The following is a 24,043-nucleotide window of genomic DNA, read 5'->3' as shown; positions in this document are numbered from 1 at the left end:
CATCAGACCCTACGTGGTGACCCGCGGGCGAACACGGCCCGCCACCGGCAAGTTCGACCTGATCTCCATGGCGGTCACCATGGGTCCCTCGCCCGGCCCCGACGCCGGGCTCGATCCCGAACACCTGTCGATCCTGCGGCTGTGCCGCGAACCGAAGTCCGTGGCTGAGATCGCCGCGGACCTGGACCTTCCCGTTGGCACGATCCGCGTGCTCCTGGGAGACCTGTACGACCGGAATCTCGTCTCCGCGCAGGAACCGCAATTCGAGGCGGACATGAACGACGCGAACATGTATAAGGCGGTGCTCGATGGTCTTCGCGCGCTCTGATCGCCCGCGACTGCCGACCGCGATCAAGATCTTGATCGCGGGTGGCTTCGGCGCGGGCAAGACCACCATGGTCGGTGCGGTCTCCGAGACCAGGCCGTTGCGGACCGAGGAGGTCCTCACCGACCGCGGCGTCGGTGTGGACGACATCTCGGGGGTGACGGACAAGCGCACCACCACCGTCGCCATGGACTTCGGCCGCATCACGCTCGACCAGCAGTACGTGCTCTACCTGTTCGGCACGCCGGGCCAGGAGCGGTTCTGGTTCGTCTGGGACGAACTGGCCGAGGGCTCGCTCGGCGCCGTCGTCCTCGCCGACACCCGGCGCCTGGCCGACTGCTTCCCCTCGATCGACTACTTCGAACGGCGGGGCACGCCGTTCGTGGTGGCGGTGAACACCTTCGAGGGGGCGCCCACCTACGAACTCGACGAGGTACGGCTGGCGCTCCAGCTCAGCCCGTCCATCCCGATCGTCATGTGCGACGCCAGGAAGCGGAAGTCGAGCCGGGATGTGCTGATCACGCTGGTGAGGCATTCGGCCGAGCTGCGGGCGGCGCCGGTCGGCGGCTGACCTGCGCCCCTGGCCGTCATGCGGGATTGCGGACACCCCTAACCCGAGGCGACCTGACACAATCAACAGAAGATCTTGAGCGATATTTGTCTGATCGCTAGGGTGTGCCGAGTGCCACATTCCCCTGGTGTGCGACAAACGCGGTTATCTCGCGGCCCTGACGGGGCCTCGGGCGACCACGGCGAACACCGGCGATGGCGGGCAACCCGGGTCCGTAGCAAGATCGTCGCGATGCTCGTCTCCCTGGTCGCCCTCTGGGGATTCAGCGCATGGGTCACCGTCTCGGACGGCGTCAGCCTGCTGTGGGCCAGCACGATCGACGCCGACATCGTCCAGCCCAGCGAGCCCCTGCTGTGGGGTCTGCAGCGCGAGCGGCGTCTCACCATGACCGCCCTCGGCTCGGGATCGGCCGCCGATCCCCAGCTGCGCGCCCAGCGCGAGGAGAACGAGCGGCTCCGGCAGGCGTTCGACGAGTCCGCCCGCGCCGCCATCGCCCAGGGGGCCACGGCCGACGCCCTCAGCGTCCGCGCCGATGAGGTGCTGCGACGGGTCGCCACCCTGCCCGAGCTGCGCAGGCTCATCGACACCGGACAGCGGAACCGCCGGCAGGCGCAGGCCGCCTACGACGAGCTCGCCGACAGTTTCTACGACATGTACGGCGCGGCGCTGTCCGCCCTCGGCGACGAGGCCCTCGCCCAGAACGGCAGAGCGCTCGCGACGATGAGCAAGGCACGCGAGCTCATGTCACGCGAGGACGCGCTCGTCAGCGGCATCCTCGCCGGCGGCGGCTTCACCGGGGACGACCGGGCCGACGTCACCAGGGCGAGCACCATCGCCACCTACGTCATGGAGCAGGCCGCCTCCGAACTGCCCGCGGAGGACCAGCGTGCCTTCCGTGACTGGCATGCGGGCCCTTCGGCGGCCCGGCTGCGCATGCTGGAGCAGACCATGGCCACCGACGCCCTCACGGGAAGCGCCCCGATCACACCGCAGCAGTGGCGGCCCGCCGCCGACGGCGCGCTGTCCGGCCTGAACACGGTGATCCAGACGGGCGGTGACCGCCTGGTCGACCGGGCGGGACCCGTCGCGGCCGGCGTGCTCATCCGCCTCCTGATCGCCGGCGGACTCGGGCTGGTGGCCGTCGTGACCTCGATCGTGCTCGCGGTCACCACCACCAGGGCGCTGCTGGCTCAGCTGAACCGCCTGCGCGCGGCGGCGCTGGACCTGGCCGAGCGCCGGCTGCCCGGCGTGGTCGAGCGGGTCAGCCATGGACAGGCCGTCGACCTGGCCGAGGAGGCGCCGCCTCTGGCGTTCGGCCCTGACGAGATCGGCGAGGTGGCCCGCGCCTTCAACTCCGTGCAGGAGACCGCGATCAGGGTCTCCGTCGAGCAGGCGGAGCTGCGGCTGAACACGCGCAACATCCTGACCAGCCTCGCCCGCCGTACCCAGGGGCTGGTCAAGCGGCAACTCGACGCTCTCGACGTCATGCAGCGCCGCGCCACCACCCCCGAGGAACTGACCGACCTGTACGCGCTGGACCACCTCGTCGTCAGGACCAGGCGCGCGGCCGAGAACCTGCTCGTGCTGGCCGGGGCGACACCCGCCAGAACATGGCGGCGCTCGGTCCCGCTCATCGACGTGGCCCGCGGCGCGCTGGCCGAGGTCGAGGACTACCGCAGGGTCTCGATCACCCCGCTCGACGACAGCCACCTGCTCGGCGAGGCCGTCGGCGACCTCACCCACCTGCTCGCCGAACTCATCGACAACGCCGTCTCCTTCTCCCCGCCCAACACCACGGTCACGGTGGGCGGGCAGCACGTGGCCAACGGGTACGCGCTGGAGATCGAGGACCGCGGACTCGGCATGTCCTCCGCCGACCTGGCCGAGGCCAACAGGCAGATCGCCGACCCGCCGGAGTTCAAGGCCACCGGTACGGCGGCTCGGCTCGGCTTCTACGTCGTCAGCAGGCTCGCTGCCCGGCACGACATCCTGGTGACGCTGAAGGCCTCGCCGTACGGCGGGGTCGCCGCGGTGGTCCTGGTGCCACTCGCGCTGCTGCGTGAGCCCGAGCGGAGCGACCTCTTCACGCCGGTCGTTCCTCCGGAGCCGCCTACGCGCGGGGAGGCCGCGCCCACGCCGGGCGAGCAGGCACCCCCGGCCCTGCCCACCCGCCGCCGGACGACCCCCACCGCTCCGATCCCGTCGGCTCCCCCCACAGCACCGTCGGGTCCGCTCTCCGCGCCGGTGGCGGCTCCCTCCATCCGGGTCCCCGCGTCGACGCCGATGGCGGCTCCCGTACCGACCCAGACCAGCGACCAGCCGCTCTTCACCCCGGGAGGTCTCCCCCTGCGCGTGCCCCAAACCAGCATCGTTCCCGAACTGCGCGACCAGCCCGCCTCCTCCGCCGCCGACGCGCGGCCCGACGAACCCGTTCCCGGGATCGTGGACGACGAGGACGATCTGCGCATCCGCTTGGCGGCCCTCCAGCGGGGAACCGTCCGCGGCCGCGCCGCCGCCGAGCGCCTGCTCGGCGGTCGCGACCCCTACGGCGATCAGGAGCCGACATGACTACGGCCCAGCTGAACTGGCTGCTCAACGACATGATCACACGGGTCTCCGACATTTCACACGCGATCGTCCTGAGCAGCGACGGGCTCGTGCTCGCCGCCTCCGACGGACTGGATCCCGAAGACGCCACCCGGCTGTCGGCCGTCGCCGCCAGCCTGCAGAGCCTCGCCAAGGCCGCCACCGACTACGCCGACGGCGGCCAGGTCAAGCAGACCCTCGTGGAATGGCAGGAGCTGATCCTGCGGGTGACGGTCGCCGGTCACGGTGCCCGCCTGGCCGCGCTCACCACCCACGGCGCCGACCTCGGCCTCGTGGCCTACGAGATGGAGATGCTCATCGCGAAGGTCGGCCACCACCTGTCCACGAACGACCGCCTCACGTCCGCCAACGGCACCGACCTGGGAGAAGGTGAGGTCGCTTGATGACTCGTTCCGGCGCGCCCGAGCAGGAGGTCGACCCGAGTCTGCTGCGCCCCTTCGTGATCACCAGGGGGCGCACCCAGCCGGTCCGCGGGGCCTTCAACCTGATCACCCAGGCGGTCGCGGTGGCCGAACGCCCCGCTCTGGGGCTCGACCCCGAACACGCGGCGATCCTGCGTCTGTCCAGGGCTCCGATCGCGGTGGCCGAACTGGCCTCCCACCTGGACCTCCCGCCGGGCACGGTCTGCGTCCTGCTCGGTGACCTCCTCGCGCACGACCTGATCGACGTGCAGCACCCCCACCCCGACACCGACATCCATGACCCGCGGGTCTACAAGGCGGTACTCGATGGTCTTCGCTCTCTCTGAACGGCGCCGCATGCCCAACGCGGTCAAGATCCTGATCGCGGGCGGTTTCGGGGCGGGCAAGACCACCATGGTCAGCGCCGTCTCCGAGACGCGGACACTGCGCACCGAGGAACTGCTCACCGAACGCGGCGTCGGCGTGGACGACATCTCAGGCGTCTCCACCAAGCGCTCCACCACCGTGGCGATGGACTTCGGGCGCATCACGCTGAGCACCGACTACGTGCTCTACCTGTTCGGCACCCCCGGGCAGGAGCGTTTCTGGTTCCTCTGGGACGAGCTGGCGCTGGGCGCGCTCGGCGCGGTCGTCCTGGCCGACACCCGCAGGCTGGCCGACTGCTTCGCGGCCGTCGACTACTTCGAACGGCGCAGCACGCCCTTCATCGTGGCGGTCAACTGCTTCGAGGGGGCCGACCTGTTCGAAGTGGAGGAGATCAGGGTGGCGCTCCAGCTCGACCCGGTCATCCCCATCCTGCTGTGCGATGCCCGCGACAAGGGTTCCAGCCGCGACATGCTCATCGGCCTGATCGACCACGCCCTCCAGCGCCGCCTGCTGCACTCCACCTCGTGACGGCTGTTGCCGTTCCGGCAACGAAGTTTGCTGTCCCGTGAACCGTTGACGCATGCTCTCCGGTGAACGGAGGCAACCATATGGCAACGCACACGGAACACAACGGAACAGGCTCGGACCCGAGGGACGCAGGCTCGGGCGTGGAGATGGGCTCGGGGATGGGTGGGAGCTCGGCGGCGGGTGCCGAGCGGCAGCATGACATCGTCGTGGTCGGTGGTGGCGCGGCAGGGTTGAGCGGCGCGCTGACGCTGGCCAGGGCTCGACGCTCGGTCCTGGTGATCGACGCCGGCCGGCCGCGTAACGCGCCCGCCGGTCACGTCCACGCCTATCTGACCCGCGATGGCATGCCTCCCGCACGGCTGCTTGCCGAGGGTCGCGCGGAGGTATCGAGCTACGGCGGCGAGTTCGTGAACGCCACCGCCGTGGCCGCCGAGCGCGTCGAGGCCGGCGGATTCCGCGTCACGCTCGACGACGGGTCCTCTGTCGCGGCCAGGCGCCTGCTGCTGACCACCGGCCTGGTCGACGAGCTGCCCGACGTGCCGGGCGTCGCCGAGCGGTTCGGGCGGGACGTGCTGCACTGCCCCTACTGCCATGGCTGGGAGGTGCGCGACCAGCGGATCGGCATCCTCGCCACAGGGCCGCTGGCCGTCCACCACGCGCTGCTGTGGCGGCAGTGGAGCACGGACGTGACGCTGTTCCTGCACACGAGCGAAGGGCTGGACAAGGACGAGCGGCTGTCCGCACGCGGCATCACCGTGGTGGCCGGGCAGGTGGCGGAGCTGGAGGTGAAGGACGACGCGCTCACAGGGGTACGGCTGGCCGACGGCGGCGTGGTCCCCTGCCAGGCGCTCGTGGTGGCCCCCCGCCTCACCGCCGGTGTCCTTCCCGGCCTGGGGCTCGAGACGGCCGACCAGGAGATGGACGGGCACGTGGTCGGCAGCCGCATCGTCGCCGATCCCTCGGGAGCGACCGCGGTACCGGGTGTGTGGGTGGCGGGCAACGTCACCGCCCTCGCCGACCAGGTCATCGGCGCGGCGGCCGCGGGCGTCAAGGCGGGCGCGGCGATCAACGCCGACCTGATCGCCGAGGAGACGCACAAGGCCGTCGTCGCCCAGGCCCGCCGTATGCCCGATGAGGCGTTCTGGGACGCCCGCTACGGACAGAGCTCCAGGGTGTGGAGCGGGAACCCCAACGCCATCCTCGTGCGTGAAGTCACCGGCACGCGGCCGGGACGGGCGCTCGACCTCGGCTGCGGAGAAGGAGCTGACGCCATCTGGCTGGCTCAGCGGGGTTGGCGGGTCACCGGCGTCGACATCTCCGGTGTCGCCCTCGACCGCGCCGCGGCCGAGGCCGCCGTCGCGGGCGTCGCCGACCTGGTGGAGTGGGAACGGCACGACCTCGGTGAGACGTTCCCTGACGGCGCCTACGACCTGGTGTCCACGCACTTCCTGCACTCGTATTCGGACATGCCGCGGGAGCGGATCCTGCGGGCGGCGGCCGGTGCAGTCGCGCCCGGCGGGGTGCTGCTGGTCGTCGGACACGCGGACGCCGGGCCGCGGCATCCGCATTCCGACCTGCGGCTTCCCTCAGCCGACGAGGTGTTGTCGTCGCTCGAGCTCGCCGACGGGCAGTGGGAGGTGCTGGTGTGCGAGGAGCACGAGCGGATCCAGACCGGACCGGACGGGCGTCCGGCCGGCCGTACGGACACCGTGGTCAAGGTCCGCCGCCTCCCCGCCTGACGGGCCCTTCCGCACCACCGGATCGTCCTCTGCCCCGGTCGGTCAGGGACGGTTCCAGAAGGAAGGGGGCAGGGCGTCGATCTCGGCGGCGGCGGCGCTCGGCGCACCGGTCAAGGCGGCGCTCTGCGCACCGGTCAGGGCAGGATGGCGTCCACGTAGCCGCCGTCGACGCGGACCGCGCCGCCCGTGGTCGCCGAGGCCTGCGGCGAGCTGAGGTAGACCACCATGTTCGCGATCTCCTCGGGCTCGATCAGCCGCTGCAGCAGCGACTGGGGCCGGTGCCTGCGCATGAACGCCCGCTGCGCCTCCTCCCACGGCAGTTCCCTGTCGACCAGCTCGTACACGAAGTCCTCGACTCCGCCCGTGTGGGTCGGGCCCGCGATCACCGAGTTGACGGTGACGCCGCTCCCCGCCGCCTCCTTGGCGAACCCGCGCGAGACGGCGAGGAGGGCCGTCTTCGACATGCCGTAATGGATCATCTCGACGGGCGTGACCACCGCCGAGTCGCTGGCGACGTACTGCACGCGCCCCCACGACCTTTCGGTCATGCCCGGCAGGTAGGCGCGGGTGAGTCTGACCGCGGCAAGGACGTTCACCTCGAAGTACCTGCGCCACTCGTCGTCGGTGATCTCCAGCGCGGGCTTGGCGCCGAAGATGCCGAGGTTGTTGACGAGGATGTCCACATCGGGCAGGAGCTCGACCACCCTGGCGGCGCCGTCCTCGGTGGACAGGTCCGCGGCGACGGCCGTCACCTGCGCGCCCTCCACCTCGCCGCGCAGCTTGTCCGCCGCCGCCTCGACGGTCGACCGGCTCCTGCCGTTGACCGCCACGCGCGCCCCCGACCTGGCGAGCCCTGCGGCGATCGCCGCCCCGATGCCCTGTGTCGAGCCGGTGACCAGGGCGGTCTTCCCCGAGAGATCGATGTGCATGGGGATGGTCCTTCCCGCGCGGTGGTGGTTCATCCGCCTTTCATTTCCGTGTCCGACGCTGTCATGGGACAAGCCGAGGCAAGGGGTTCACGTGAGCATCACCGCCGAGAAGGGCCAGCGGGTGACCGAGTCCGCGCCACGCCGCGCGCGCAGGCGGTGGATGTCGTGGCTGGTGGCGGCGTTGATCGCCGCCTGGGCATGTGTCAGGCTTCTCGGGCTTGAGCATGGATCGTTCCTGACGCAGCTGATGACGCTCACGCCGTACGCGCTGGTGGCCGGGACGGCCGTGGCGGCGGTGCTGGCGGTGCGCAGGAGGGCCGCGGCCGTGCCGGCGCTGGCCGCCGTGCTGGCGCTGGCGACCGGCGTGCTGCCCCGCGCCTTCGCCGACCCGCTCACCGCGCGGGGGCCCGCGCTCAAGGTGCTGTCGATCAACCTGTTCTCCAGGGCGGACGCCCAGGCCGTGGTCTCGCTGGTACGGGAGTTCGATCCGGACGTGTTCAGCGCGCTCGAACTGGGACCCGAGACGGTCAGGCGGCTCGACGCGGCGGGGCTGGACACGCTCATGCCGTACCGGGTGCTCCAGCCCGCGTGGGGCGCTACGGGCAGCGGGCTGTACGCCAAGCATCCGCTGACCGAGCTGAAGGGGTTGTTCACGCCCATCGGCCATAACATGCCCGCGGCCACCGTGACGCTGCCTTCGGGCGCCCGGGCGCAGGTGGTGGCGATCCACCCGAATCCGCCGCTGGGCCGGATGACCGCCGAATGGAACGCCTCGCTCGCGGCGATGCCGCCGCCGTCACCTGACGTGATGCGCGTGCTGGCCGGGGACTTCAACGCCAGCCTCGACCACAGGGCCATGCGCGACCTGCTCGCGAAGGGCTACATCGACGCGGGCGAGGCGGCGGGCGAGGGGCTGACGCCGACGTGGCCGCACGGGCGGCTGATCCCGCCGCTGATCACGATCGACCACGTGCTGGCGGACCGGCGGATGGGTGTGGCACGGGTGGAGGTGCGTGACGTCCCGCGCACCGACCATCGCGCTGTCTTCGCCGAGCTCCGCCTCCCGTGACATCGCAGGACGGCACGGGGGCGGTCGTCCCTGGGACCGAGGTGGAGGCGGGGCTCAGCGGCGGGTGAAGGTGCCCAGGCCATTCTGGTTGAGGTGCTCGACGGTCACCGCGGTCGCCCGCCGGGCCTCCCGCACGGTGAACCGTACGCCGGACAGGCCCACCGCGTTCTCCCCCTGGGTGGGGTAGCTGAAGGTGTCGCCGTCGTAGTGGCGCAGCGGGAACGCCGTCCCCTTGGGGCCGAGCCGCATCACCAGACCGTCCGGGGTGGAGAGGACCTGCATCGGCCCGTAGTAGGGGTTGTCGTAGGTTCCCGTGTACGCGTCGGCCGGATGCCGCTGGGTGGCGTCGGGCGGGGGTCTCGCGTAGTCGAGCGTCGACCGCCCGGCCTGGTCCATCTTCGCGAACAGGCCGCCGATGAGGGGAAGCCAGTCGACGGTCTGCCTGCCGTGCTGCGCGATGTCGAAGAAGGTCTCGGCCACCGCCTCGGGTACGCCCAGGGGTTCGCCGTTGGTGAGGACGACGATGCCGAGCCCTTCCGTCGGGAGCAGCGTCACCGTGGTGGCCGCGCCGAGGTCGAACCCGCCCGAGTGGTTGAGCCGGAGCCGTCCGAGGTCGTCATAGCCCACGTTCCAGCCGAGACCGTAGAAGCCGGCCTCGCCGAACGGCGCCCTGGGCGGGGCGGAGACGATCTGCGGCAGGTGCGTCTGTTCGAGGGCGGCCTGATCGATGACCGTCCTGCCGCCGACCTTGCCGTCGCCGAGCTGCAGCCGCATCCACGAGACCATGTCGCGGGCCGTGGAGCTGGCGCCGCCCGCCGGTGACTGGGCCTGCGGGTCGCGGCTGCCCTTGGCCTCCCAGTGACCGTTCACCTTGACGTGGAGGGAGGCCCGGTCGGGCGCGTTGGCGTAGTCGTCGAAGAGCGAGCTGGTGGACGTCATGCCGAGTGGCCGGTACAGCACCTGCGCCGACAGCTCCTCCCATGTGACGCCGCGGGCCTTCGCCACCGCCTCCGCGGCCGCCGTCAGCCCGAAGTTGGTGTAGGCGTAGCTCGCGCGGAAGGGCGCCAGCGGCTCGTAGCGCAGGCGTGCGATGATGTACGGCCTGCCGTACCCGAGATCTTCGAGCAGGTCGCCGGCGTGATCGGGAAGACCGCTGCGGTGGGCGAACAGGTCGGCCAGGGTGACGTGCCTGCTCACCCACGGGTCCTTGAGCGCGAACTCCGGGTCGTGCTTGACCACGGGGTCGTCCCAGGCGACGGTCTTGCCGCCCACGACCCCCGCGACCACGGTCGAGGCCAGGGGCTTGGAGACCGAGGCGAGCTGGAACACGGTGTCGGGGCCGACGGGCCGAGGGTCGCCCACGCGCCTCACGCCGTACCCCTTCAGGTACAGCGTCCGGTCCTTGTGGACGACGGCGACCGACAGGCCGGGCACGCCGGTCCTGGCCATCGTGGCGCGGATGACCCCGTCGAGGCGGGCGACGGCGCCGTGGATCTGCGCCTGGGTGAGGGAGGGCGGCGCCTGGGCCGGCGGGGCCGCCGACAGCGCGGGCGTGGGCGTGGGCGTGGCGAGGGTCGTCGACGTCGGCACGGCCGGTGGGTCCGGCCGCGTCCCCGCCGCGACGGCTGCGCCGAGCGGCGCGCCGAACTGCCCTGCCGCCGTCACCATGCCCCCGGTGCCGCACGCGGCGATCAGCAACGCACCCGCGCCCGCGGCCGCCCGGCCCGCGCACCTCCGCCTCACCTTTACAGTATTTCCGCATTTCACACGGCTATGTGCGCCCCCCGGACTCCCCAACCGATGACGGCGGCCCAGGACCGCGAGCAGGCGCACGGGCACGCCCACACCGCCGGCGGCCGCCGGCGACTCCCAGGCGCTCGCCCGGCCGAGGGATGACGCGTCCGATCCTCGCCAGCGCAGGCGCCCGTCGACCCGCCAGAGTCGGACTCCGCAGGCATTCGACGCGAAAGGACCCCACCTGTGCACGTGACCCCCGAGCTGAAGGTGATGTACTTCGGCACGCCCGTGGTGCTGATCAGCTCCCTCAACGAGGACGGCACCGCCAACCTCGCGCCGATGTCCTCGGCGTGGTGGCTGGGCCGGTGCTGCATGCTGGGCCTGGGCAACAGCGGGCAGACGACGGCCAACCTGCTGCGGGAGCGCGAATGCGTGCTCAACCTGCCGTCGTCCGCGATGGTCGAGGCGGTCGACAGACTCGCGCTCACGACGGGCGCGCCCGTGGTACATCCCGGCAAGGCACGGCAGGGCTACCGGTACGAGCCGGACAAGTTCGGGCTGGCGGGACTGACCGAACAGCCGTCCGACCTGGTCAAGGCGCCACGGGCGGCCGAGTGCCCCATCCAGCTGGAGTGCACGGTCACCGCGTCGTACCCGTTCGGCGCTCCGACGTCGCACGCCACCGCCTTCGAGGTGGAGGTCGTCCGCGCCCACGTCGACGAGAGCCTGATCATCCCCGGCACGCAGTACGTCGACCCGGTCGGGTGGGATCCGCTCATCATGAAGTTCTGCGAGTTCTTCGGCGGCGCGGAGAACGTCCACCCGTCCAAGCTCGCGAAGGGGTGGAACATGCCACACGACCGTGCGCGGACGGCATGACCTGCGGGGTCGCCCTCAGCCGACACGGGCGGCGGGTGGAGACGCGGTGGGTGGAGGCGCGGCACGCGGTCGTCCGGGGCTCCACCCACCGTGAGTCCTTACAGCGGAATCGCGCCGGTGATGGTCGTGCCCGCGCCGTGAACGTCGTTGACGGTCAACTTCCCGCGCAGCGAGGCGAACCGGGCCACGGGTACGGCGAAGCGCTCGCCCGCCGGCACGGGGAAGCCCTCCCCGTCATGGCTGATGGTCAGTCTGAGCCCGTAGTCGGCTGACGTGACGGCGATCGACAGCCTGTGCGTCCCGCCGTACGTCTCGATCTGGTCGAACACGGTCCTGATGGTGTAGCGGACGACCTCGCCCGCCTCACCTGGGACAGGAGCCCTGGGCAGCGCCCAGATCTCGACCACGACGCCGGTCCGCGCCGACCATTCCTGCGCTAACGTCTCCAGCGTCGATCCCAGAGCGTCGGGCTCGGTCACGTACAGCTGCATAACCATGTGTCCCCCTGTTTCCGTTGCCCGCTCCGAGCGGGCGGCCCCCCGTGCGCGGACGTCCTTGGCGAACGCCCCCGTCTACCCCGAGTCCGGCTTCCTGTCGCGTGACGAGCGACAAGATCGGACGTGCCCCTGACGACCGCGGCGCCTGCCCCGTGTGACCGAACATCCCCTCGTACGGGCCCTGACGCGGGCAGTCATGCGTGTCCCCGATTATGGCGGCTCGGCGCCTGCCGTACGGCGAGATCAGCGGAGACGCCGAGGCGATTTCCGCCTGCCGTGCGGCGGGGGCGCAGCCGGTCCCATCAGCCGTGATGCCCGCCGTCGCCCGTCGCGCCCGCGGCGCCGCCGGCGGCGAACGGAGCGGTCGCTCCGATCAGCTTGCCCTTCGTGCCCAACTGGTTGAAAACGCGCACGGCACTCCCAACTCGATCATTACCGGGCTGTCCCGAACCGCATAATACGGGCCGTAGATTAACAGCGTGATCGGCTCGACCGGACGGTACCGAACAGTTCCGTTCGGGTCAAGATCGGATAGCGTGGGCTCATGCCTACCGGAGCCCGCGAACGACTGCTCGTCACCGCCGACGCTCTCTTCTACGCCGAGGGCGTCAGGGCGGTCGGGGTCGAGCGCATCCTGGGCGACTCAGGGGTCGGGCGGGCCTCGTTCTACCGCCACTTCCCCGGCAAGGAGGACCTGGTCGTGGCGGTGCTGCGGCGGCGCGACCAGGCATGGAGGGCGTGGCTGGCCGAGCGGGTGAACGCCCTGGGCGGCGAGGCGCTGAACGTCTTCGACGCCCTGGCCGAGTGGTTCGCCCGCGCGGACTTCCATGGGTGCGCGTTCATCAACGCCATGGTCGAGGCCACCCCCGGCAGCGCGGCTCATCAGCTCGCCGTCGCGCACAAGGAGCGCGTCACCTCCTATGTCACGGGACTGCTCGCCGAGAGCGGGCACCCGGACGTGGAGCGGCTGGCATGCCAGATCGTCCTGCTGATGGACGGCGCCATGGTCACGGCCATGCACGACCGGACGGCGAGACCCGCGCACCGCGCCCGTGCCGTGGCCGCCGCGCTGCTCGACCGGCCACCCCGCCGCCGCGGTTCGCGCACGCTCGCGTGAACCGGGGGTCCCGCCTCGAGCGGTCAGGACGTCAGGCGGACCGCCACCTCCATGCCCACGGGGACGCCGTCCTCCAGCAGACCGATCTGGCGCAGCCGGGCGAGCGAGACGTTGACCCCTTCGCGCTCCACGGCGGCCAGCAGGGCGAGGACGGCGGGGTGCGCCGCCCCGTCGACGACCGGGACGTCCTGCTCGAACCGCCAGCGGACCACCATCTCCTTGCCCGGCTCGATCGTGCCGCGCCGCACGTCGTCCCAGTCGGAGGGGGGCGGCTCGGCGACCGGCCAGCAGCACACCACCTCCGTCTCGGTCTCGCTGCCCTCCGCCGTCCCGATCGTGGTCCAGAACGCCCCTGTCGGTGCGTTGCCCGCCGCCGACAGCCGTCGCCACAGCCCGGCGAACAGCTCGTTCGCCCGCTCGTCGTCGGCGACCTCGGGTGGAAGGAGCACGCCCGCCCAGTGCTGCCGCTCCGCCTGCCGTACCTCGGCCTGCCACTCCACGGGGCCCGCCAGCAGCTGGTCGAGGACGGCCAGCGCGGCGTCCTGGCGCTCCCGCTCGGCTGCCAGCCTGTCCCTGTGTACGGCCAGCGTCACGGCGGCGGTCTTCGGATCCTGGAGCAGCTTGGCCGCCTCGGCCAGCGGCAGATCGGCCGAGCGGGCCGCCTTGAGCCTCAGCGCGGACTCGAACTGGGTGGCGCTGTAACGGCGGTGCCGCGACCACTCGTCGACAGCGGCGGGCGGCAGCAGGTCCTGCTCGTCGTAGAGGCGGAGCGCCTTCACGCTCAGGCCGGTCAGTTCGGCGAACTCCCCGATGTTCATCACGCGTCCCAGTGTGGGACCTCCCCCAGGGGCAGGTTCCACCCTGAGCCGAGCCCCACCCGGGCCGGCGCCGCGGCCTACGCGCGGGGGAAGGCGGCCCCCGTCCGGCGCGCGTAGGACGCGAAGTCACCCGGCTCGCGGCCGAGCACGCGCTGGACGCCGTCGGAGACGTGGTCGGCGCGCCCCTGGCGGATGTGCTCGAACAGCTCTCCGAGCAGCGCCGTGTACTCGGCGGGATACCCGAGCGCGGCCGCCTCCTCGCGGTACCGCGCCACGCTGAGCGGGGTGTAGCCGATCGCCCTGCCCGCGGCCCGCGCGACCTCGCCGACGGCCTCGCGCCACGTGATCGCCTCGGGGCCCGACAGCTCGTAGATCTGGCCGTCGTGTCCCTGGCCTGTCAGCGCGGCGACGGCCACGTCCGCGACGTCCTCCAGGTCGACGAACGGCTCCTTCCCCTCGCCGGCGGGCAGCCTGACGTCGCCCGCGGCCACGGGCCCCGTCAGCATCGGGTCCTCGCTGAAGTTCTGCATGAACCACGTCGGGCGCAGGATCGTCCACGCCGTGTCCGACTCACGCACCGCCTGCTCGGCGTCGGAGGGGACACCCATCTCCGCCCACACCCGCGCGGACAGCAGGACCAGCCGTTCGACGCCATGGGCGGCGGCCAGCTCGCCGAAGGCCCGCAGCGTCGTCGCGGCGTCGGCCGCCTGCGAGTCGACCACGTAGGCGGCGCGCGCGCCGGACAGGGCGGGCTTCCACGTCGCCTCGTCGGCCCAGTCGAAGCGGGTCTCGCCCGACCTGGACGCCACCCGGGCAGTGTGACCCTGAGCGCGCAGCCCTGCCGCCACCCTGCGGCCCGTCTTGCCCGTGCCGCCGAGAACCAGAATCGGTGAAGTCGTCATGCGTGCCAGTCAACCGCCATCAGATCGGACGGGCGATGGCTGAGACTCCTGGATCGATGTCCGCGCGTCTAGACTGCGCGGCGTGGAAGACGCCCTGTCGAGCCTGCTGCACGAGGTCACGCCCAGAGGGGCGCTGTTCGACCAGTCGATCGTCCGCCCGCCGTGGGCACTGCGTTTCGTGGAGGAGACACCGCTGACCCTGATGGCGATCCTCAGCGGTGAGGCGTGGATCGTGCCCGACGGCGGCGATCCCGTCCTGCTGCGCGCCCGCGACGTCGCCATCGTGAGAGGCCCCGAGCCGTTCACCGTCGCCGACTCCCCCGGAACCGCGCCGCTGGCCGTGATCCACGACGCGGAGCTCTGCACGACGCCCGACGGGCGGACCGTGCTGGACGAGCTGCCGATGTGCGCGGACGACGGCCTCGGCCGCTCCGCCATCGGGCTCAAGGGGACCTACCAGGTACGGGGCAGCGTGTCGGAGCGGGTGCTCTCGGCGCTGCCGCGCGTCGCCCACGTTCCGTCGGCATCCGCTGGCCGCCCCATCCTCGACATGATCGTCAGCGAGATCGGCCGGGACAAGCCGGGTCAGCAGGTGGTCCTCGACCGGCTGCTCGACCTGCTGCTCGTCTCCAGTCTGCGGGAATGGTTCGATCGCCCCGAGGCCTGCGCCCCCTCGTGGTACCGCGCCCACCACGACCCCGTGATCGGCAGGGCGCTGCGGCTCATCCACGACGATCCCGCGCATCCGTGGACGGTGGCGAGCCTGGCCGGCAAGGCGGGCGTCTCGCGGTCGCGGTTCGCCCAGCGCTTCACCGAACTGGTGGGCCGGCCGCCCATGGCGTACCTCACCGACTGGCGTATCTGCCAGGCGGCCGATCTGCTGGCCCGCACCGACGGGACGGTCGACGCCGTCGCCCGCCAGGTCGGCTACTCCAACGCCTACGCGCTCAGCGTCGCCTTCAAGCGGACGCTCGGGGTGCGGCCGAGCGAGCATCGCGCCAGATCCAGGCTGCCCGCCTGAGCCCGCAGGACCGTGCCGGCAGCGGGGCTCAGGGCAGGCGGAGCGGCCCCGGCCTGGTCACTCGGCAGGGGCCGCGTAGACGGCTACGGCATGGGGTGGGCCGTGAAGAAGTCCCACGAGATGCGCGTGGCGTCCGGCCCGAGAGGGTCGCCGAACCTGCTGCACGAGCAGCCGCCCGACCACTTGTGCGCCAGTCCTTCGACGAAGTAGGCCTCGATCACCGACTCGCCGGTGCCGGCCTGGGTGTGGGTGTCGTGGGTGAAGGCGCGCCCGTTCTCCGTGGCCTGTCTGGTGACGTCGGCGATCGCGTCGACGTCGTCGTCGTCCACACCCCCGTCGAGCGCCAGGTCGGCGGTCTGGGCCCACTGGGTGACGGCGTCGCGACCCAGTTGCGGGTTCACGGTCCCGTCGGCGAGGCCGTGGACCAGGAAGACGGGCATCTTGCGGGCGTAGGCGCCCATCGCCTGGTAGGCGTGCAGGCCGCTCTGCTCGGGTGTCGCGTTCTGGTCATGCGGGAAGGGGCCGCCGGCCATGATGCCGATGGCCGCGTACACGTCGGGATAGGTGGCCCCCATGATCGACGACATCGCGGCCCCCGAGGAGGCTCCGATGACGTAGGTCCTGCGGGTGTCGACGGTGTACTGCGAGCGGATCTTCTCGGTGATGCCCGCGATGATCGACGGCTCGCCCTTGCCGCGCACCTGGTTGCCGGCCTGGGCGAAGTTCCAGCAGCTCAGCAGGTTGTTCAGGATGCCCTGCTCGGGATAGACGACGATGAAGCCACGGGCCTCGGCGAGCGCGTTGTACCTGGTGACGTCCTCCATGTCCTTGGCGTTCATGGTGCAGCCGTGCAGGGCGACCAGCAGCGGCATCGGGGTGCCGGGCCGGTAGGAGGACGGCACGTAGCCGCGGTAGTTCCTGAAGCCGGCCGCGTTGGAGTAGCTGCCGGTGAAGCTCGTGCCTGCCGCGTGCGCGGGCGTCGCGACCAGCGTGGTGGCGACGAGCGCGAGGGCGACGGCGATGGCGAAACGTTTCAATCCTGCCTCCATGGGGGTGGTTGGCCGAGGCTTAGGGCAGATCGTGGGCCAGCGGGGTGCCGAAGTCGATGGGCCCACGCAGCCGGCTCCGGCCTTCTCCCTGTGCGGGCGCACAGTCGGCGGATCGCGGTGGTGAGCGGATCGCAGCGGTGAGGTGTGTCGAGAATGGGAGGGCTTCAGTAGGATTCACCGCTTATGGCGTCACCACTGCGGCTGCCCGCGGAGAGCCTGAGGCTCGCCGGCAGACACCTGCTGCCCCTGGCCTTCTTCTACAGCGCGGGACGGCTGGTCCACGACCTGATCCTGCTGGTGGCCGCGTACACGGCCGATGTCGAGGGACCGCGCAAGTACGTCGGGTTCGCCGTGATGAGCCTCGCCGTGCTCGCGACGCTGGCCGCCTACATCGCCATGTTCAGGGTGATCAGGAGGGGCGAGGCGCCCGACCCGTCCGGCACGACGGCCGGGGACGAGGGAGACGACAGGCTCAGGACGGCCATCGCCCACACCCTGCTGCCCTTCCTGGTCTTCTACGGCGCGTGGGGCCTGTTCGCGGAGGACGTGCGCCAGTACAGCGTGCTGGCCCAGGAACTCGGCGGCGTCCAGCAGATCGACAACCTGTCCTTCGACCCGCTGCTGGTCACGGGCGCCATCGCCGCCGTCACGTTCGCCGTGCGCACCCTGCTCGAGAAGTGGTACGAGCGGGGCCGCGGCGCCTTCGCGGGGGTGCTCACCACGGCCTTCGAGTCCATGTGGATGTTCTTCGCGGTCATCAGCCTGGAGGTGTTCGTCTCCGCGAGGATCGAGTGGCTGACCTCCCGCGCGGCGTGGACGGCGGTGAGCGACGCGCTGGGGGCGGTCCTCGGCCCGCTCGCCGACCTCGTGGGCGTGGTGCTGCCCCGTCCTGTGGAGGCGCTGGTGCTCCCGCTGGTCTGGCTCACGATCGCCGCCGTCGTGTACGGCAGGGACATGTCCCGCGAGGAGGAGATCGTCGCGGGCACCCGCGTGGAGCCGACGGCGGGAGCCGTCTGGCGGCGGCTGCCGCGTCAGATCAGGTCGGCCGCCGAGTTCCTGACAGGTGGTCTGCGCGACAAGTACACCCCGATGCTCAACGGCATGCGCTACGTCCTCAGCGCGGGCGCGCGCTTCTACCTGACGTTCTGCCTCTGCTACGTCCTGCTGCTCCTGGCCAGGGAGTGGACCTTCGTGGGCGTCACCAGGCTCGTCGGCCCGCACGAGAGCAACTGGTGGACCATGTGGCACGGGCCTGTCCGGTTCGGTGTGACCGCGCTGTTCGAGGTGGCACGGATCAGCCTGCTGGCCGCCGCCCTGCACCTGCTCGGGCGCAGCCGAGAGGCCGGCCTGGGGAACGACAGGCCCGGGAACGGCGGCTCCCCTGACGGCGGCCCCGCGGCCGGCGGACGTGAGGTCAGGGCGCCAGCCTGAGGGCCTCTTCCACGCCCTCCAGCCGCACCTCGATCCGCATGGGGTCGGCGGCGGCCGCGGGGACCACGAAGGAGGCCTGCCACCGCAGCTCCTTTCCGACCCTCGGCGGCACCGGCTTGTAGTTCCCGTCGAAGCGCGAGCACGTCGGCTCCACGCCGTCGACCGGCGTGACCGAGCTAACGGTCGCGGAGGTCCACACCCGGCCCGACGGGTCGCGGACCGCGGCGGCGCACCCCTTGGCCAGCGTCTTGCCGGCCTCCTGGGACAGCGGCGTCACCCCGATCACCGCGGTCAGCGCCCTGGTGCCCGCCGGGGCGCGCTCCCCTGGGTCGACGGGCTTCAGGCTGATCAGCCGCCACCGCGATCCCGCGTGCTGCGCGGGCCCGCCAGGCGGCGCCTCGACCACGGCGTCCCCCATGGCGGCCCGGTAGCGCTCGAGGTGGGGAAGGGCCTGCACGCCCACCACGCCGGCGACCGCGACCACGAGGCCGAGCGCGTAGCGAAGGTTCCTCACGGCGCGCCCTCCTTGATCGTCACCGTCGGGCCCGCCGCGGCGAGCCGCTCGCGGGTGAGGCCCAGGTCGATCTCCACCGCTGGACCGAGCGCCCCGTTGAGGCGGTGGATGCTGGAGTACCGCGCCTTGCTGATCACCAGCCGCGCCCCCTCCGCCTGCGCGGGCAGGATCTCGAAGGCCAGCGTTCCCGACCGCCAGATGCCCGCCTGCAGCGGCTCACCCTCCAGGCCGAGCACCCGGTCGCTGACCGCGAACTCGGCGCCGTCCGCCGACCTCAGCACGGCCGTTCCCAGCGTGACCTGTTCGGTGGTCGCCGCCGCGCCCGCCCGCACGACCACCCACACGCCGCCGGTGGTCATCGTCTTGCCGCCGAAGGACTTCTCCAGCCGCAGCGTGCGGCCCACCTCCACGCCGTCGACCCTGAAGGTGTACGGCAGGACGCGCACCTCCTCGCCCACCACGCCGCCCGTGGCGATCGGCCGGTAGGTCAGGTCCGCATCAGGGATGAGCCGCTGCGCCCCTCCGATGGCGGCGAGCAGGGCCAGGCCGACCGCCACGGAGGCCGCTCTGTTCATCCGCGCTCGACCCGGGCCTTCAGGATCGCCATCACCTCGCCCTTGAACCACAGGGACACGCCCGAGCTGTAGCCGAGCAGCGACCAGCTCGGCTCCCACGTCTCGTCCCGCATCGTGACCGTGACCTGCCGCGGATCGCCGACGGACGCCGGCAGCACCCACGCGAACCTGACCTTCTCCGCCATGCCGGGGTTGATCTGTCCGCCCTCGCCGTCGTCACGGACGACCGCCTGACGATGGAGGTCGGCGATCGGGTCGACGTGATAGCGGTCGGCGTGCACGTCGAGGTCGAGATACAGCTCGGTCAGGTTCACCGCCCGCGGGCTGACGTTCGTCACGTCCATGTCGAGCACCAGGTAGCGGCCCTTCTGCCCCGTGCCCGACCAGGGCAGCGGGTCCTTCGTGGCGAACCCGACCCTGACCGGTCTGATCGCGACCCTGTGTCCGGTCACGCTCTGCCCGATCCCGATCTGCCGTGGGCCCTCCTTGACGGCGTCCTCGAGACCGCCGAGCGGCCAGGCGATCAGGATCGACGACACGACCACGGCGGCGATGCCGCCGTACCATCGCCACACCCCGCGCCCTTGGGGCGACATGTCCCCATCTGTCCGCACCCGCGGCATGATACCGACGATCGGCCTCCGCGTTCAGGTCTGCCGGCGCTGCCGCATCTCGGCCTCGTGAACGTGCCGCCTGCCGTCGAGCAGCTCGGTGCGTGCCTGGCGTTCGAGCTCCTTGAACGTCCGGTAGTAACCGTCGTCGTACTCCTCGACGATCTGGAAGGTCCAGCGTCCAGGCAGGACCTCGCGCCCCAGCAGCTCGGTGCGGATCCGCCGGGCCATCTCGTCATGGCCCGCCGACGCCAGCAGCTCGACCACGTCGTCGAGGGTCCGGTCGGCGGTCCCCGTGAGCTGATGGAAGGAGTAGAGGTGGCCCCTGGCGCGCTCGGTGGTCTCCAGCGCCTCCGACAGGCGGCCGAGGCCCTCGACGACCGCGTCAGTCGCTCCGTCGGGACGGCGGTGCTCCGGGTCGGGTGTGTACGGCATGCTTGCACGGATACCCGGCCGGGCCGGGAACGATGCCTCAGACCCCGGCCACCGGGCCCTCCACCGCCCTCCTCCGGCCCTCCCCTGCCCGCGGCCTGGAGCCGCCCCTGCTAGCCACGCGCCCGGTCGCCCGCCAGGGCGTCGAGGAAGTTCCGAATCTCCAGGGCGCGGGCGTTCTCGCCGACGGCGGCCGACAACCGGATCGCCTCGGTCAGCACCTCCACCGCCTCCCGCCTCCTGCCGAGCCCGGCCAGCGCCTTGCCCACTCCCTCCTTCCCCATGGCGACGTTGACCCTGTCCCTCCATCCTCCGGCCTTGTCGACGACGGCGCTGAACAGCTCGTACGCCCTCGCGTGGTCTCCCCGCCGCAGCGCGATCTTGGCGAGGCGGATCGCCACCTCGATCTCGACCCGCCCGATCCCGAGGGCGGGGACGCCGGCCAGCAGGTCCTCCGCCGCCTCGTACCGGCCGAGGTCCTCGTAGGCGCCGGACAGGAAGCACAGTGTCAGCGCGAGCGCGGGCGCGTCGCCGCTCTCCCTCACCAGGGCGAGCGCCTCGTCGTAGAGGGCGAGCGACTCCGCCGCCCTTCCCGTCCTGCGCTCGACGGAGGCCAGGTTGACCAGGGCCAGGATCCGCGTGTGACCGCTCAGCCCGGGCAGCGCCTCGGTCAGGAGCGGGCGGGCCTGGTCGTAGCGGCGCTCGATCGTCTCCAGGGCGCCGAGCGAGACGAGCATCGCGTTCTCGCCCCTCCTGTCCGATTTCGTGCGGCAGGCGCGCAACGCCAGCAGCGTCGTGGCCCGCCAGTCGTCGAGGTAGCCGCTGATCTCGTACAGCCGCACACCGGACAGCGCCAGATCCCAGCAGTGCGTGGTCATGCCCAGCTCCGCCGCCCGCGCGACCAGGCCGGTGAGCGTGCGGCGCTCGGCCTCCAGCCAGGCGAGCGGGTCGCCGAGCATCCGCGCGACCGCCTCGGGCTCGGCCCGCCTGCGCGGCGCGTCGCCGTGGAAGGGGATGAACCCGTCGAGGTAGTCGCGGGAGTAGGCCTCGTCGGCCAGGGCGAGGAACGTCTCGAAGGCCCTGCCGAGCACGGCCGCGCGGGCGGGGGCGTCCATGGCGGCGGTGGCGCGTTCGCGGGCGAACAGGCGGATCAGGTCGTGGAAGCGGTAGCGCTCCTGCCCCGAGGGGTCCGCGCCGAGCGGCTGGACGAGCTGGGCGTCGGCCAGCCGTTCGAGCAGGTCGCCCGCCTGCTCGACCTGGACGTCCATGAGGGCGGCCACGATCCAGGGCGCGAAGCCCCCCGGCAGGTCGAGCAGGCCGAGCCGTTCGAAGAGCGTGCGCTCGGGCGCGGGCAGGTGCCGGTAGCCGAGCTCGAAGCCCGCCCGCACGTCGAGGTCTCCCGCGCGCAGCTCGTCGAGGCGGCGGCGCTCCTCCTCCAGCCGGCCGGCCAGGTACTCGGCCGTCCAGCCCGGGCGGGTGGCCAGGCGCGCGCCCGCGATCCGCAGGGCGAGCGGGAGCCCGTCGCACAGCTCCGCCACCCGTGAGAGCGGCCGCTCGGCCGACGGCTCGCGGGAGGCGATGCGGGCGACCAGCGCGGCCGCCTCTCCCTGCGGCAGGACGCCGAGCTGGACCGGCTTGGCGCCCTCCCCTGCCACCAGGCCGTCGAAGCGCCGCCGTCCCGTCACCACGACCCGGCACCGTGCGGTTCCCGGCAGCAGCGGCCTGACCTGCGCCGCGCCTGAGGCGTTGTCCAGGAGGATCAGCATCCGCCTGTCGCGCACCAGGCTGCGGAAGAGCGCCGACCGCTCGTCGAGACCCGAGGGCGGCCTGGTGACGCCGAGCGCGTGGGAGAAGCGTTCGAGCACGTCGGCGGGGTCGAGCGGGTCCGACTGTCCGCGCAGGTCGACATAGAGCTGGCCGTCGGGGTACCGGTGGGCGGCCCGGTGCGCCCAGTGCACGGCCAGTCCTGTCTTGCCCACCCCTCCCGCGCCGCTGATGACCACGAGCGGCGCGTCCCCGTCCATGGCGTCGAGCTCTGCCGCCCTGCCGGTGAAGGCGTAGACGTCCGGCGGCAGCTGCGCGGGCCGTACGGCGGGGACGGGGTCCTCCTCGCGCAGGATCTCCTCGTGCAACTCCCTCAGCCTGCGGCCCGGCTCGATGCCGAGCTCGGCGACCAGCACGTCGCGGCCCTCCTGGTGGACACGCAGGGCGTCGGCGCGCCGCCCCGCCAGCCGCAGGGCTCTCATGAGCAGCTCGCGCAGCCGTTCCCGAAGCGGATGGGCGGCGACGAGGGCGGCCAGGTCGGCGGTGAGCTCGTCGGCGCGGTCGAGGGCGAGCATCGCCTCGGCGCGCTGCTCGGCGGCCAGCAGCCGCAGCTCCTCCAGCCTGGCCACCTCCTCGGTGAGGGCGTCACCCGGCAGGTCGGCGTAGGCGGGACCGCGCCACAGACCCATCGCCTCGCTGAGGAGGCGGGCCACCTCGGCGGGGCCCGAGCCTGCGGCGCGGGCGCACAGCTCCTCGAAGCGGGCGGCGTCGAGCTCGCCGTCGCGGACGATGAGGAGGTATCCGCCGGGTTCGCGGGTGACGCGGTCGCCGCCGAGCGCCTGGCGCAGGTGGTGGACGTGCCAGCGCAGGGTCGCGGGCGTGGGCGGCGCCTCCCCCCACGCGGCGTCGGCCAGCCGGTCGGGCGGGACGGGCCGGTTGGCTCCTGCCAGCAGGACGGCCAGCAGCGTGCGCTGCTTGGCCGAGGTGAGTTCGATCGCCTCCCCGTCACGGCTGACCGACAGCCGCCCTAACACCCCGAAATCCACCCGCCCAACGGTGGCACAACGTCCTCCAGGTGGCCAGGCGCCCGATCAACCGGCGAACTGCCTCCCCTCCTTCGCCCTGCGCACCGCCGACGGCGGCGTGCTCGGTTTCACGACCTTCCAGGTGGCGGTTCACATCCCGCCGAAGAAGGCGGAGCCGGGCCGGTTCAGGGTCGTCGCGAGCTACTCGGGCGTCACCGGAGGCAGCGGCCGGTGAGCACCAGGACGTCACGCGACCCTGATCCGCCGGCCGCCGGGCCGCGTTGGGAGCCGGGCCCGCGCAGCCCGCTCACGGGCCGGTCCCGCGTCGTATCCTTGCTCATGGCAAGAGTCATTCCGGCCGTCGTCACCGGCCTCCTCGCGCTCGCCGCCGCGCCCGCCGTCCAGGCCGCGAAGGCACCCGACGCCTACACCGGCTATGCCGACCTGGCCGCGCACGAGAGCGAGGGCAAGGACTACCGGCGCGTCCAGCGCCTGCCCAAGAAGGCCAGGGTGGCGCACATCGCCATCCACGGCGGCGCGATCGAACCGCCCACCACCCAGCTCGCCGACCACGCCGCGGGCGACAGGCACGCCTTCTACTCCTTCGAGGGACTCAAGTCCTCGAGCAACAGCGCCCTGCACATCACCTCCACCCGCTTCGACGAGCCGAAGGGCCGCCAGGTGGTGGCCGCGGTCGACTACACCGTCTCCTGGCACGCCGCGGCGGGCACCAAGGCGACGACCTACGTCGGCGGCCGGGACAGGAGGCTGGCCAAGAGGGTCGCGACCGCGCTGCGCGCCGCCGGGTTCACCGTCGCCGCGTCGACGCCGAAGGAGCTCAACGGCGACAGCCCCGCCAACATCGCGAACAGGAACCGCAGGGGAATGGGCGTGCAACTGGAGCTGAGCAAGGGGCAGCGCGAGCAGTTCTTCGCCGATGGGAACCTGAGCAGGGCCTGGATCGCCGACCCGGCCCACCGCACCAGGGCCTTCTACCGCTACGTCGCCGCCGTCAACAGCGTCCTTCCCTGACGAGACGCCGAACCCCGGCATCTTTCCGATATCCGCCGCGCCACGCCGCAAGCCTGCCGTACCCTTCCTAGTCACGACACGCA

At 72.0% G+C, this 24,043-nt stretch carries 25 protein-coding genes; 14 read left to right on the top strand and 11 right to left on the bottom strand.

Translation table 11 applies throughout. The features are described from left to right. Positions 1–13: 13 nt before the first annotated feature. From AC3EO4_RS41645 to AC3EO4_RS41615, 7 genes are all read left to right on the top strand, one after another. The gene (locus AC3EO4_RS41645) at positions 14–328 is read left to right on the top strand and encodes a DUF742 domain-containing protein (RefSeq protein ID WP_379581766.1); all 315 of its coding nucleotides are present in this window, start codon (positions 14–16) and stop codon (positions 326–328) included. Continuing rightward, positions 309–896 (top strand): GTP-binding protein, encoded by a 588-nt coding sequence (locus AC3EO4_RS41640; RefSeq protein ID WP_379581768.1) that lies wholly within the window; start codon positions 309–311, stop codon positions 894–896. The genes AC3EO4_RS41645 and AC3EO4_RS41640 overlap by 20 nt, the downstream gene beginning before the upstream one ends. 231 nt (positions 897–1,127) lie before the next feature. Beyond that, positions 1,128–3,464: a sensor histidine kinase gene (locus AC3EO4_RS41635; RefSeq protein ID WP_431901085.1), complete on the top strand. Its 2,337-nt coding sequence runs from the start codon at positions 1,128–1,130 to the stop codon at positions 3,462–3,464. Next, positions 3,461–3,886, top strand: a complete 426-nt coding sequence (locus AC3EO4_RS41630) for a roadblock/LC7 domain-containing protein (RefSeq protein WP_379581772.1) — start codon at positions 3,461–3,463, stop codon at positions 3,884–3,886. The genes AC3EO4_RS41635 and AC3EO4_RS41630 overlap by 4 nt, the downstream gene beginning before the upstream one ends. Further along, entirely contained in the window at positions 3,886–4,251 is a 366-nt protein-coding gene (locus AC3EO4_RS41625) for a DUF742 domain-containing protein (protein ID WP_379581981.1), read from the top strand. The genes AC3EO4_RS41630 and AC3EO4_RS41625 overlap by 1 nt, the downstream gene beginning before the upstream one ends. Next, entirely contained in the window at positions 4,232–4,819 is a 588-nt protein-coding gene (locus AC3EO4_RS41620; RefSeq protein ID WP_379581774.1) for a GTP-binding protein, read from the top strand. The genes AC3EO4_RS41625 and AC3EO4_RS41620 overlap by 20 nt, the downstream gene beginning before the upstream one ends. An 80-nt stretch (positions 4,820–4,899) precedes the next feature. After that, entirely contained in the window at positions 4,900–6,558 is a 1,659-nt protein-coding gene (locus AC3EO4_RS41615; protein WP_431901083.1) for an FAD-dependent oxidoreductase, read from the top strand. A gap of 134 nt (positions 6,559–6,692) precedes the next feature. Here AC3EO4_RS41615 and AC3EO4_RS41610 read toward each other — a convergent pair whose 3' ends face one another. Further along, positions 6,693–7,487 (bottom strand): SDR family NAD(P)-dependent oxidoreductase, encoded by a 795-nt coding sequence (locus AC3EO4_RS41610; RefSeq protein WP_379581777.1) that lies wholly within the window; start codon positions 7,485–7,487, stop codon positions 6,693–6,695. A gap of 91 nt (positions 7,488–7,578) precedes the next feature. On the opposite strand from AC3EO4_RS41610, the gene AC3EO4_RS41605 reads away from it, so the two are divergent. After that, on the top strand, positions 7,579–8,556 hold the full coding sequence (locus tag AC3EO4_RS41605; RefSeq protein ID WP_379581779.1) for an endonuclease/exonuclease/phosphatase family protein: 978 nt from the start codon (positions 7,579–7,581) through the stop codon (positions 8,554–8,556). A 54-nt stretch (positions 8,557–8,610) separates the two neighbouring features. Here AC3EO4_RS41605 and AC3EO4_RS41600 read toward each other — a convergent pair whose 3' ends face one another. After that, positions 8,611–10,299 (bottom strand): serine hydrolase, encoded by a 1,689-nt coding sequence (locus AC3EO4_RS41600; protein ID WP_431901079.1) that lies wholly within the window; start codon positions 10,297–10,299, stop codon positions 8,611–8,613. A gap of 237 nt (positions 10,300–10,536) precedes the next feature. Here AC3EO4_RS41600 and AC3EO4_RS41595 point away from each other — a divergent pair, with 237 nt between their 5' ends. Then, entirely contained in the window at positions 10,537–11,172 is a 636-nt protein-coding gene (locus tag AC3EO4_RS41595; protein WP_379581783.1) for a flavin reductase family protein, read from the top strand. Between the two features lie 98 nt (positions 11,173–11,270). On the opposite strand, the gene AC3EO4_RS41590 is transcribed toward AC3EO4_RS41595, so the two are convergent. Continuing rightward, positions 11,271–11,669 (bottom strand): sensor histidine kinase, encoded by a 399-nt coding sequence (locus AC3EO4_RS41590; protein WP_431901077.1) that lies wholly within the window; start codon positions 11,667–11,669, stop codon positions 11,271–11,273. Between the two features lie 544 nt (positions 11,670–12,213). Between AC3EO4_RS41590 and AC3EO4_RS41585 the strand changes: the two genes are divergently transcribed. Further along, positions 12,214–12,786, top strand: coding sequence for a TetR/AcrR family transcriptional regulator (locus AC3EO4_RS41585; RefSeq protein WP_379581787.1), 573 nt, complete (start codon positions 12,214–12,216; stop codon positions 12,784–12,786). A gap of 23 nt (positions 12,787–12,809) precedes the next feature. Here AC3EO4_RS41585 and AC3EO4_RS41580 read toward each other — a convergent pair whose 3' ends face one another. Both AC3EO4_RS41580 and AC3EO4_RS41575 read right to left on the bottom strand, forming a co-directional pair. Beyond that, entirely contained in the window at positions 12,810–13,604 is a 795-nt protein-coding gene (locus AC3EO4_RS41580; protein WP_431901109.1) for a MerR family transcriptional regulator, read from the bottom strand. A 77-nt stretch (positions 13,605–13,681) separates the two neighbouring features. Next, positions 13,682–14,506 (bottom strand): NAD(P)H-binding protein, encoded by an 825-nt coding sequence (locus AC3EO4_RS41575; RefSeq protein WP_431901075.1) that lies wholly within the window; start codon positions 14,504–14,506, stop codon positions 13,682–13,684. 82 nt (positions 14,507–14,588) lie between these two features. Between AC3EO4_RS41575 and AC3EO4_RS41570 the strand changes: the two genes are divergently transcribed. Further along, positions 14,589–15,527: an AraC family transcriptional regulator gene (locus AC3EO4_RS41570; RefSeq protein ID WP_431901072.1), complete on the top strand. Its 939-nt coding sequence runs from the start codon at positions 14,589–14,591 to the stop codon at positions 15,525–15,527. Positions 15,528–15,610: 83 nt separating this feature from the next. Here AC3EO4_RS41570 and AC3EO4_RS41565 read toward each other — a convergent pair whose 3' ends face one another. Next, positions 15,611–16,564, bottom strand: a complete 954-nt coding sequence (locus tag AC3EO4_RS41565) for an extracellular catalytic domain type 1 short-chain-length polyhydroxyalkanoate depolymerase (protein ID WP_379581793.1) — start codon at positions 16,562–16,564, stop codon at positions 15,611–15,613. 195 nt (positions 16,565–16,759) lie between these two features. On the opposite strand from AC3EO4_RS41565, the gene AC3EO4_RS41560 reads away from it, so the two are divergent. Then, on the top strand, positions 16,760–18,007 hold the full coding sequence (locus AC3EO4_RS41560) for a hypothetical protein (protein ID WP_431901069.1): 1,248 nt from the start codon (positions 16,760–16,762) through the stop codon (positions 18,005–18,007). On the opposite strand, the gene AC3EO4_RS41555 is transcribed toward AC3EO4_RS41560, so the two are convergent. The 5 genes from AC3EO4_RS41555 to AC3EO4_RS41535 form a co-directional block, all read right to left on the bottom strand. Then, positions 17,991–18,521, bottom strand: a complete 531-nt coding sequence (locus tag AC3EO4_RS41555; RefSeq protein ID WP_379581797.1) for a hypothetical protein — start codon at positions 18,519–18,521, stop codon at positions 17,991–17,993. The genes AC3EO4_RS41560 and AC3EO4_RS41555 overlap by 17 nt on opposite strands. Then, complete coding sequence (locus AC3EO4_RS41550) at positions 18,518–19,096, bottom strand: hypothetical protein (protein WP_379581799.1); 579 nt, start codon at positions 19,094–19,096, stop codon at positions 18,518–18,520. The genes AC3EO4_RS41555 and AC3EO4_RS41550 overlap by 4 nt, the downstream gene beginning before the upstream one ends. Continuing rightward, the gene (locus AC3EO4_RS41545) at positions 19,093–19,710 is read right to left on the bottom strand and encodes a hypothetical protein (RefSeq protein ID WP_379581801.1); all 618 of its coding nucleotides are present in this window, start codon (positions 19,708–19,710) and stop codon (positions 19,093–19,095) included. The genes AC3EO4_RS41550 and AC3EO4_RS41545 overlap by 4 nt, the downstream gene beginning before the upstream one ends. 33 nt (positions 19,711–19,743) lie before the next feature. After that, positions 19,744–20,142 (bottom strand): hypothetical protein, encoded by a 399-nt coding sequence (locus AC3EO4_RS41540; RefSeq protein WP_379581803.1) that lies wholly within the window; start codon positions 20,140–20,142, stop codon positions 19,744–19,746. A gap of 110 nt (positions 20,143–20,252) precedes the next feature. After that, on the bottom strand, positions 20,253–22,949 hold the full coding sequence (locus AC3EO4_RS41535; protein ID WP_431901066.1) for an AfsR/SARP family transcriptional regulator: 2,697 nt from the start codon (positions 22,947–22,949) through the stop codon (positions 20,253–20,255). Positions 22,950–22,959: 10 nt separating this feature from the next. On the opposite strand from AC3EO4_RS41535, the gene AC3EO4_RS41530 reads away from it, so the two are divergent. Both AC3EO4_RS41530 and AC3EO4_RS41525 read left to right on the top strand, forming a co-directional pair. Then, the gene (locus AC3EO4_RS41530) at positions 22,960–23,163 is read left to right on the top strand and encodes a hypothetical protein (RefSeq protein WP_431901063.1); all 204 of its coding nucleotides are present in this window, start codon (positions 22,960–22,962) and stop codon (positions 23,161–23,163) included. A 104-nt stretch (positions 23,164–23,267) separates the two neighbouring features. Beyond that, positions 23,268–23,960 (top strand): poly-gamma-glutamate hydrolase family protein, encoded by a 693-nt coding sequence (locus tag AC3EO4_RS41525; RefSeq protein WP_431901061.1) that lies wholly within the window; start codon positions 23,268–23,270, stop codon positions 23,958–23,960. Positions 23,961–24,043: the final 83 nt, after the last annotated feature.

The sequence above is a fragment of the Nonomuraea sp. bgisy101 genome (assembly GCF_057708945.1).
The sequence above is the reverse complement of the archived record's forward strand: the minus strand, read 5'-3'. Positions and strand labels throughout refer to the sequence as shown.